The following is a 9044-nucleotide window of genomic DNA, read 5'->3' on the forward strand; positions in this document are numbered from 1 at the left end:
TTGGTGTAATTTTATTAAAATCAAACTTTTTCCGTTTGTTTTGTTGGCGCGTTTTTTCCACTTTTTTTTTTTTTTCTTTTTTTTCCTCCTCCCCCGGGGGGGGGGGGGGGGCCGCCGGCCGGCGCGCCCCCACGGCAGCGGCGAGGATGGTCGGGTGTCGTCCGACGTCCGCCTGGGTCTGGGCCTAGTGCTGCTGCTGCTCATCGGCTGCGGCGCGCTCACGTTCGCCGGCGTGCACGTGCGGGGCGCCGTCGTCTATGCCGCGGCCCGGGCATCACTGCAGCTGACCGTCGTCGCGCTGGCGTTGCGGGGCGTCTTCGCCGCCCCGTGGGCGGTCGTCGGGGTGCTGGCGCTCATGTACTCGGTGGTCGTCTGGACGGGCAGCCGCCGGCTCACCGGGCTGGACGACGCACCCCGGGCGGTCGCGATCGCGTGCGCCGCCGGCGCGGTCGTGGCGATCGGCATCATCGTCGGGTTGCCGACGCTGAGCCGGGACGTGCGCACGCTGGTCGCGGCGAGCGGCATCGTGCTCGGCGGCACCATGACGGCGGCGACCCTCACCGGGCGGCGCATCCAGCAGGGCGTGCGCGACCGCCGCGCCGAGCTCGAGGGCTGGCTCGCCCTCGGCGCCACCATGCGCGAGGCGGTGCGGCCGATCGCCCGCGACGCGGTGCGCGAGGCGCTGATCCCGGCGCTCGACCAGACCCGCACCGTCGGCCTGGTCACGCTGCCCGGCGCGTTCGTCGGCGCGCTGCTCGGCGGGGCGGGCGCCGCCCAGGCCGCCCGCTTCCAGATCGTCGTCCTGATCGGGCTGCTCTGCGCCGAGGCGATCACCGCCACCGTGCTGGCCCACCTGCTCGGTGCACCGGCCCACCTGCCGGCCGAGGAGGCCGAGGTCACCGAACGGCTCAGAGGTCGCCGGCGCGGCGCAGCGCGGGCGCGACGACCAGCCCGACCGCAGCGGGCAGCCAGAAGGTGACGAGCCGGAAGACCAGCACCACGGCGAAAGCGGGGGCGGCCGACATCCCGGCGGCAAGCAGCACTGCGGCGAACGCGGCGTCCGCCGAGCCGATGCCACCCGGCGTCGGGATGGCGTTGCCGGCGGCAGCGGCGAGCATGTAGCCGGCCATCAGCGCGCCGAAGTCGGCGACCGGCAGGCCGCCCGGCGGCAGGATCGCCGACGCGGCGAACCCCATGGCCAGCACGACCGTGGTGGTGGCCGACCCGGCCATCAGCAGCACCACCCGCCCGGGCCGGCGCAGCAGCACCGTGACGCCGCTGCGGAAGTCGGCGGCCGCCCGGCGCGCCCGGCGCAGGTGGTCGGCCAGGCGGTGCCGGGCGAGGAACACCGCCAGGGACGCGACCAGCCCGGCCGCGCCCACCACGACGAGCCACCAGCCGCCGAGCGACGGCAGCAGGGTGGTCGCCCGGCCGAGCAGGCTCGGGGCCGCCGAGCCGAGGCCCGCACTGCCGAGTGCGACGCCGACCCCGATGAGCAGGACGAATGCGACGAGGTCGGCCAGCCCGCCGAGCACGACGAGCGACGAGACGGCGGCTGCGGCCCGCGTGACGTCGAGACGGCCGCGACGTTGCAGGTAGCGCCCGAGCACGGTCGCGCCGCCGAGACCTGCGGGCGTGATGCGGTTGGCGGCCGCGGCCACCAGTTGAGCGCCGATGGTCGGGCCGACCGGCAGCGGCACGCCGGCAGCGGCGCGGGCGGCCACGGCCGCGGCGAGGTAGTGCATGACAGTGACCGCGAGCAGGCAGAGGACGACGGTGACCGGGACGGCGGCGAGGGCGCGGGCGAGCGGATCGACCCAGCCGAGCGTGTCCGTCCGCGTGTCGGTGGGGCCCGAGACGAGCGTCTCGATCGCCAGCGCGGTCAGGACCGCAAGGGGGAGCACCGTCCACGGCGACCGTGCGATCGCGAGCGCTCTCGTCACACTCCCATCGTCCCCACCGAGGGTGCTTGGTCACCGCGTCGTGGCTGGGAGTCGGCTGCGAATCCGCCGCCCCGACGTCGTCAGCTGGTGATGTCCTTCGTGGTGATGCGCGACCAGGCGAGGCTGAGGTAGATCGCCGCGTAGGCGAGGTGCAGCCCGGTCCAGCGGGTGAGGTCGGCGACGCTGATCGACCGGCGCAGCAGTTCGCCGAAGCCGAGCCAGTTGTGCGTGAGCAGTGCGGGGTGGATGCCGGAGAGCTGGGGGATCGCGTCCAGCAGGGCGGACAGCACCGCGATGCTCACGGTGGCCGCCATCGCGGCGATCGCGTTCTCGGTCAGCGTCGAGATGAACAACCCGCCTGCCGCGAGCCCGAACAGTGCGATCGAGACGTAGACGACGATGCCGAGCGTGCGCAGCAGGGCTGATCCGATGCCGACGGTGTCGCCCGACAGCAGCACCAGGGCATGCAGCCCGAACAGCGCCGCGCCGACGACCAGTCCGACCACGGCGACCAGCACGACGGCGAGCGCCGTGAAGGTCGCGACGGCGAGCGACTTCACGGCCAGCAGCCGCCCGCGCGTCACCGGCACGGTGAGGAGGTAGCGCAAGGTGCCCAGGCCGGCCTCGCCGGCGATCGAGTCGCCGGCGACGACGCTGATGACCAGGGGCAGGAAGAACGGGATCGCGACCGTCAGCGCGGTGAAGACGAGGAACAGCCCGTTGCCGGTGACCCGGCTCAGGAACTCCGGTCCGTCGCCCCCGCGTGGTGCACTCACCTTCACCGCGATGCCGATGAACAGCGGCACAAGGCCGAGGACGGCGAGCAACACCTGGTTGCGCCGCCGGCGCAGGATCAGCCGCATCTCGCCGCGGTAGAGCCGCAGGAACGCGCCGCGGTAGCGCGCGGGTGGCGGCAGAATGTCAGCTGCGGACATCGAAGCCCTCCCCGGTGATCGACACGAAGAGGTCCTCGAGGTCCGGCCGGTCGACCTGCAGCCCGCGCAGACGCACCCCGGCGCGCACGAGGGCAGCTGCGGCGTCCTCGACCAGCACGGCGTGGAGGCGGGCCGTGACGATGCCGTCATGGCCGATGGGTTCGGCGGCGAGGCCGAGGTCGACCAGCACGCGCACGGCCGGTTCGACGTCCGGTGTCTCGATCCGCAGCAGCGGTGCCTCGCCGCTCAGCACCTCGGCGAGCGGGCCCTGCCGCACCAGGCGTCCCGCCGCCATCATGCCGACGTGGGTGGCGACCTGCTCGATCTCGCTGAGCAGGTGGCTCGAGACGAGCACCGTCGTGCCGTCGGTGGCGAGCTCCCGGATGAGACGGCGCACCTCGCGCGTGCCCTGCGGGTCGAGACCGTTGGTGGGCTCGTCCAGGATGAGCAGGTCGCGCGGCTGCAGCAGCGCGGCCGCCAGACCGAGCCGCTGCTTCATGCCGAGTGAGTAGTTGCGGTACTTCTTGCCCGCGGCGGCGGTGAGGCCGACCCGGGCGAGCGCTGCATCGATGCGTGCCGCCGATGTCGCCGGATCGGCCGTGGCGTCGGCGGAGTCGAGGCGCCGCAGGTTGTCCAGGCCGGTCACGTAGGGGTGGAAGGCCGGCCCCTCGATGAGCGCACCGACGCGAGGCAGCACGGCCGCAGCCTGGGCCGGCATGGGCCGCCCGAGCACCTCAATCGACCCGCCGTCGGCCGAGAGCAGACCGAGCAACATGCGGATGGTCGTCGTCTTTCCCGACCCGTTCGGCCCCAGGAACCCGTAGATCGCGCCCCGTGGCACCTCGAGGCTGACGGCGTCGACGGCCACCTGCTCGCCGAAGCGGCGGGTGAGCCCGTCGGTCGCGACGGCGGCGGTGGTCAAGTCAGTGCGCGACCGAGGCGAGGTACGCCGGGGTCACCGCGCCGGCCCACGCGGTACCGTCGGGCTCGATGAGCACGTTCACCAGGGCGGTGTGCAGCAGCCGGGCTCCGGACGAGCCGTACGGGCTCGTCGCGTCGCGCAGCATGCCACCGGTCAGCGCACTCGCGGCGCCGGCGGGGATGCGCGCCACCGTCGTCCAGCCGTCACCGACCGCCGTCATCCGGGCACCCGCGTGCTGGGTGGCGTCCGGAGGCGTCGCCGGCGAGTGGTCACCGTGCCAGTGCCGCTCGGTCGTGAGCGGGTTGCCGGTGCTCACCGTCGCGCCCTTCGGCACCGCGTAGCTGAACACCGACGCGGCGGGCGTCGCGAAGCGCACGTGGCTGAAGCCGACGGTGAACGCCGGAGTCGCCGAGCTCGTCGAGAAGATCTGCACCTGCAGCGGCACGAAGGTCTTCCCGTCGATGGAAATGGTGACCGCGCGGACGGTCGAGTCGCTGCTCTTCGGCGCGAGCCGAAGCGTGTAGGCGGCGCGGCCGGCGACGTACCGGCTGGTGTCGACGCTGACGTCGGTGGTCGGATCGACGGCCTTGAGCAGCTTCGCGGCGAGGGCGGTCGGGTCCTCCGGCGTCTCGGTGGTGTCGGGTCGTCGGTCGGCCTTCGCGGCAGGCAGGGTCGTGTGGGTGGCCGTGTTCGAGTCGGACGTGTAGGTCCACACGTCGCGGCCGTTGTGCACGACCTCGGCCTCGGACAGCTGCCCGGTCAGCGCGATGCGCTGACGAGCCGGGCCGTCCAGCCAGAGCTTCGCGTCGTGCGAGCCGGTGACGAACGACGTCCACGACAGCGAGGCGCTCGACGCGCCGCCGGGCAGGTCGGGCAGGCCGAGCGACGCCGCCTCGTGCACCACACCGGACAGGTGCACCGTGCGCACCTGCTCGACCTTGGCGATGAGCTGCTGGGCGGACAGTCCGGCCAGCTGGGGGACAGCGGCCGACGAACTGCCGCTGCTGAGGGCGACGACGCCGACGACGGCGCCTGCGACGATCACCGGTGCCGACCACGGGAGCAGACGGCGGGTCAGTGGGCGGTGCGACGTGCTCATGCGTCCAGCATGCGCCGTGCAGCTGTGAATGCACGGGCCCGGCCTGACCACGACCTGACCATCGAGCCCCGATCCGGACGCGACGCGGGTCAGGCGACGGCGATCGGGCCCTCGCCCAGATCCGAGGCGTTGCCGGTGCGGAGATTCCACCATCCGAGCACTGCCCCGACCAGGATGCCGAGCACGTAGCGCGTCATGCCGACACCATCCTCGACGCGGATGAACGCCGCCTGACCCCGACCCGACGCGCGGCTGTCCGCGCGGCGGCCGGTCGGCAGCCCGGCGTCAGCGCCGGGCGATCGCCGGCGCGGCGAGCAGGGGCAGGCTGACCCGGAAGGTCGCGCCGGCACCCGGGGCGGTGTCGACGGTGATCGTGCCGCCGTGGCCGGCGATCAGGGCCGAGACGATCGCCAGGCCCAGGCCGGTGCCACCGTCGGTGCGGCGGGCCTGGTCGGCCCGATAGAAGCGTTCGAAGACGTGCGCAGCGACCTCCGGATCCATGCCCGGGCCGCGGTCGGCGACCTCGAGGGCGACCGTGTCGCCGGCGGTCGCGACGCGGACGGTGACCGGCGTGCCGGCCGGCGTGTGCTTCAGCGCGTTCATCACCAGGGTGGCGAGCACCTGCCGCAGCCGAGCCTCGTCGCCGACCACCACCGGCAAGGGGTCGGTGTTCCCGACCGAGAGCGTGATGGGGCGGTCGGGGTCGATCGCGCGGGCGTCGTGCACGGCGTCGGTGGCCAGCTCGAGCACGTCCACCGGCGCCTGCGCCAACGGACGCTCCTGGTCCATGCGCGCCAGCAGCAGGAGGTCCTCGACCAGCACGCCCATGCGCTGCGCCTCCGCCTCGATCCGCTGCATCACCCGCTCGAGGTCGTCCGGGTCGGTGACGGCACCCTGGCGGTAGAGCTCGGCGAAGCCGCGGATCGACGTGAGGGGCGTGCGCAGCTCGTGGCTGGCGTCGGCGACGAAGCGGCGCATGCGCTGCTCCGACTCGCGCGCGGCCGACTCGCTCACGCGCGCCTTCTCCTCCGACGTCCGCGCGGCCTGCTCCGACGCGGCACGCTCGGCGAAGGCCCGCTCGATGTCGTTCAGCATGGCGTTCAGGGCAAGACCGAGCTGGCCGACCTCGGTGCGCGGATCGGCCTCGGGCACGCGGTGCGAGAGGTCACCAGCCGCGATGTCGGCCGCGGTGCGCTCGACCTCGCGCAGCGGCCGCATGCTGGCGCGCACGACGAGGTACCCGGCGCCCGCGACGACGACGAGCGTGATCGCCCCGATGATCAGCTCGAGCAGCTCGAGATGGTGCACGGTGCTGGACACACCGCCGAGACCGGCGGCGATGAACAGCGTGTACTGATCCCCGTCGTCGGTGTACGGCACGGCGAGCACCCGCCACTGGTCGTCGCCCTGCACCGCGTTCACCGTGTACCACTGCTGGTGCGTGACGAGCCCGATCTCGGGCAGGTCGGGCAGCGACCGGGTCTGGTCGGCGAAGGCGCTGTTGATGTAGACCTGCGTGCCGGACGCGTCGTGCAGCGCGGCGACGTACTCGCTCGGCAGCCCGTTGCGAGCGTCGGCGCGCCCGGGCGGCGGCCCGCTGTGGTCGTCCGGGTCCAGCTGCGTGCTGTAGTCGCCCAGTGCGTGCTCGATGATCTGGTGCTGCGCGGCGACGAGGTTGCCGTCGAGGCGTCCGACGAGGTAGTTGCGCAACGTCGCCGCGCCGGCGAACCCGGCAGCTCCGAGCGCGACGGTCACCAGCAGCAGCATCGTGGCGACGAGCTTGACGCGCAGGGGCGTGCGCGCCCAGCGACGCCTCGGCGCGGACAGTGCTGTCAGCACGCTCATCGCGGGACGCGCAGCACGTACCCGACGCCGCGCAGCGTGTGCAGCAGGCGCGGCTCGGTGGTGTCGATCTTGCGGCGCAGGTAGGACACGTAGCTCTCGACGACGTTCGCGTCGCCGCCGAAGTCGTAGTGCCAGACGTTGTCGAGGATCTGCGCCTTGCTCAGCACCCGGCCGGCGTTCTGCAGGAAGTAGCGCAGCAGCTTGAACTCGGTGGGCGAGAGGGCGACCTGCTCGCCGGCCTTCCACACCTCATGGGTCTCGTCGTCCAGCTCGATGTCGGCGAACGACAGCCGCTCGGACGCCGGTGCGTTCGGCGCCGACGCGCTTCTGCGCAGGACTGCGCGAATGCGCGCGATGACCTCGTCCAGGCTGAACGGCTTGGTGACGTAGTCGTCGCCGCCGACCGTGAGGCCGGTGATCTTGTCGGCGACGGCGTCGCGGGCCGTGAGGAACACGACGGGGCAGCGGTTGCCCTCGGCCGAGAGGCGGCGGACGACCTCGAACCCGTCGATGCCCGGCATCATCACGTCCAGCACCATCAGATCCGGACGCAGTTCGCGGGCCAGCTTGAGGGCCTGCTGCCCGTCGCGGGCGGTCGCGACCTCGAACCCGGCGAAGCGCAGGCTGGCCGACAGCAGCTCGACGATGTTGGCGTCGTCCTCGACCACCAGCAGTCGTGCCTCGGCCGTGCGGGTCGCCGTGCTCGTCATCCTTGTCCTTCCGGCCTGCTGCTCCCCGGCTGGGAGTCGCCTCCCAGTCTGCTCGGCAGGACTCGCCGCGTCCTGTCCGGATGCTGGGAGGTTCCTGTCAGCCCCGCCGGGCTGGAACAGTGGTCGGGTGACGACCTACGCGCGTTCCGAACGCGCGCTGCTGCTGCAGCTGCTGCGCCGCCTCGGCCCGGACGCCCCGACCCTCGCCGGCTGGTGGACGACGCACGATCTCGCGGCCCACCTGGTCGTGCGCGACCGCGAGGTCGTCGCGCTGCCCGCCTGGTGGTGCCGCGGCTGCACGGCATCACCGAGGCACGCGAACGCCGCGCCCGGCGCCTGCCCTATGCCGAGCTGCTCGACCGGCTCGAGGCCGGGCCGCCGCCGTGGTCGCCGACCGGGCTGCCGGGCGCCGGCTACGAGCTCGGCAACCTGCACGAGTTCTTCGTCCATCACGAGGACGTGCGCCGCCCCCAGGACCCCACGCCGCGCCGGCTCGACGCCGCGCTCGAGGACGCGCTCTGGCGCCGTACCCGGTTGCTGGCGCCGCTGTTCGCGGCGCGGGCGCGCGGGCTGCTGTTGCGTCTCGAAGCGACGGACGGCCGGGTCGTCGAGGTACGGCGTGGGTCGCGTCCGGCGGTCGTGTCAGGGACTGTCGGCGAGCTGTTCCTCTGGCTGTGGGGACGCCGTGACGCGGCGCGGGTCGTGGTGTCCGGCGACGGCGTCGATCTGCTGTCGCGCGTGCACCCGTGACGGGCTCGACGGTCAGGGGGTGGTGGCTGCGGTCGCTGGCGGCAGCGAACCGCGGACGCGGTGCAGGATCTCGGTGATCGCCGCGTCCTGCGCCTTCAGGTGCTCCTGGATCTGCCGTGCCTCCTCCAGCACCGCCGACGCGTCGTCATAGGTGGCCTGGGCGCGCGCGTCCGCAGCGGTCGCCTGCACGTTCTGGCCGACGATGATGATCGGCAGCAGCACGAGCTGCAGGAACGTCTGGGCAACCCACGCGACGATCACCAGCGTGTTGCCGGACGTGAACGCCGACGGCGCGCTGACCAGCGCCAGCAGGGTGAACAGGTAGGCCGTCCACATCGTGCCGACGATGATGGTGATCTTGAGGCCGATCTTGGCGTTGAGCTTGCCGACGCGCCCCCGGCCGTGCACCTGCGCCGCGGCCGCGGCGACCTTCGGCGGGCCTGCCGCGGCCCGCTTCTTGATGTGGGGGTGCTCGCAGTACTCGAACAGCTCTTCCAGCTCCATAGGCGGCATGGTGGGGCCTGCGCGGCTCGAAGCTGCTGAGACCGGGGCGAAGCGTGTTTCGGCGTGTCGCAGGTGGATCGCGTCGAGGCACCACGCTCGCGTGTCGCGCAGCGTGTTGACAGGATGCCAACGAGCGAGAAACTTCTACAGCACAACGCTTTTCTTGCCATGATCGCTTGTTTTCGAACGCTTCTTCGGGTAGACTGACGGCATGGTGGCACCGGCGGTCGAGGCGTGGACGCTGCCCGCCGGGCACGCCGAACTCGACCGGATGCTGGGGTTGTCGACGGCGTTGGCGTCCGAGGCCGAGCTGTTGGACGCGGTCCGGTCGGCCGA

9 protein-coding genes are annotated in these 9044 nt (G+C 72.5%); 2 read left to right on the forward strand and 7 right to left on the reverse strand.

Going from position 1 to position 9044, the window contains the following annotated elements:
- Positions 1-154: 154 nt before the first annotated feature.
- Positions 155-979 (forward strand): ABC transporter permease, encoded by an 825-nt coding sequence (locus tag ACTHMS_RS24220; RefSeq protein ID WP_440309217.1) that lies wholly within the window; start codon positions 155-157, stop codon positions 977-979.
- Here the strand turns inward: ACTHMS_RS24220 and ACTHMS_RS24225 are convergent.
- The 6 genes from ACTHMS_RS24225 to ACTHMS_RS24250 form a co-directional block, all read right to left on the reverse strand.
- Complete coding sequence (locus tag ACTHMS_RS24225) at positions 909-1943, reverse strand: lysylphosphatidylglycerol synthase transmembrane domain-containing protein (protein ID WP_440309218.1); 1035 nt, start codon at positions 1941-1943, stop codon at positions 909-911. The two genes, ACTHMS_RS24220 and ACTHMS_RS24225, sit on opposite strands and share 71 nt — an antisense overlap.
- Positions 1944-2023: 80 nt before the next feature.
- Positions 2024-2878 (reverse strand): ABC transporter permease, encoded by an 855-nt coding sequence (locus tag ACTHMS_RS24230; protein ID WP_440309219.1) that lies wholly within the window; start codon positions 2876-2878, stop codon positions 2024-2026.
- The gene (locus ACTHMS_RS24235) at positions 2865-3800 is read right to left on the reverse strand and encodes an ABC transporter ATP-binding protein (protein ID WP_440309220.1); all 936 of its coding nucleotides are present in this window, start codon (positions 3798-3800) and stop codon (positions 2865-2867) included. The genes ACTHMS_RS24230 and ACTHMS_RS24235 overlap by 14 nt, the downstream gene beginning before the upstream one ends.
- Position 3801: 1 nt before the next feature.
- Positions 3802-4899 carry a LolA family protein gene (locus ACTHMS_RS24240; RefSeq protein ID WP_440309221.1) on the reverse strand — a complete coding sequence of 366 codons (1098 nt, stop codon included), beginning with the start codon at positions 4897-4899 and terminating at the stop codon, positions 3802-3804.
- Positions 4900-5184: 285 nt separating this feature from the next.
- Complete coding sequence (locus ACTHMS_RS24245) at positions 5185-6744, reverse strand: sensor histidine kinase (RefSeq protein ID WP_440309222.1); 1560 nt, start codon at positions 6742-6744, stop codon at positions 5185-5187.
- Positions 6741-7454, reverse strand: coding sequence for a response regulator transcription factor (locus ACTHMS_RS24250; RefSeq protein WP_440309223.1), 714 nt, complete (start codon positions 7452-7454; stop codon positions 6741-6743). Before ACTHMS_RS24250 ends, ACTHMS_RS24245 begins: the two co-directional genes overlap by 4 nt.
- A 282-nt stretch (positions 7455-7736) precedes the next feature.
- Between ACTHMS_RS24250 and ACTHMS_RS24255 the strand changes: the two genes are divergently transcribed.
- The gene (locus tag ACTHMS_RS24255; protein ID WP_440309224.1) at positions 7737-8204 is read left to right on the forward strand and encodes a maleylpyruvate isomerase family mycothiol-dependent enzyme; all 468 of its coding nucleotides are present in this window, start codon (positions 7737-7739) and stop codon (positions 8202-8204) included.
- A gap of 12 nt (positions 8205-8216) precedes the next feature.
- On the opposite strand, the gene ACTHMS_RS24260 is transcribed toward ACTHMS_RS24255, so the two are convergent.
- On the reverse strand, positions 8217-8708 hold the full coding sequence (locus ACTHMS_RS24260; protein ID WP_440309225.1) for a hypothetical protein: 492 nt from the start codon (positions 8706-8708) through the stop codon (positions 8217-8219).
- Positions 8709-9044: the final 336 nt, after the last annotated feature.

Source organism: Jatrophihabitans sp., from assembly GCF_051960575.1.
In the GTDB taxonomy this organism is placed as follows: Bacteria; Actinomycetota; Actinomycetes; order Mycobacteriales; family Jatrophihabitantaceae; genus JBQCEE01.

Excerpts from the sequence above, each read along its gene's own strand:
- ACTHMS_RS24230 (WP_440309219.1), bottom strand. The coding sequence starts at position 2,878 with ATGTCCGCAGCTGACATTCTGCCGCCACCCGCGCGCTACCGCGGCGCG.
- ACTHMS_RS24245 (WP_440309222.1), bottom strand. The coding sequence starts at position 6,744 with ATGAGCGTGCTGACAGCACTGTCCGCGCCGAGGCGTCGCTGGGCGCGC.
- ACTHMS_RS24250 (WP_440309223.1), bottom strand. The coding sequence starts at position 7,454 with ATGACGAGCACGGCGACCCGCACGGCCGAGGCACGACTGCTGGTGGTC.
- ACTHMS_RS24240 (WP_440309221.1), bottom strand. The coding sequence starts at position 4,899 with ATGAGCACGTCGCACCGCCCACTGACCCGCCGTCTGCTCCCGTGGTCG.
- ACTHMS_RS24260 (WP_440309225.1), bottom strand. The coding sequence starts at position 8,708 with ATGGAGCTGGAAGAGCTGTTCGAGTACTGCGAGCACCCCCACATCAAG.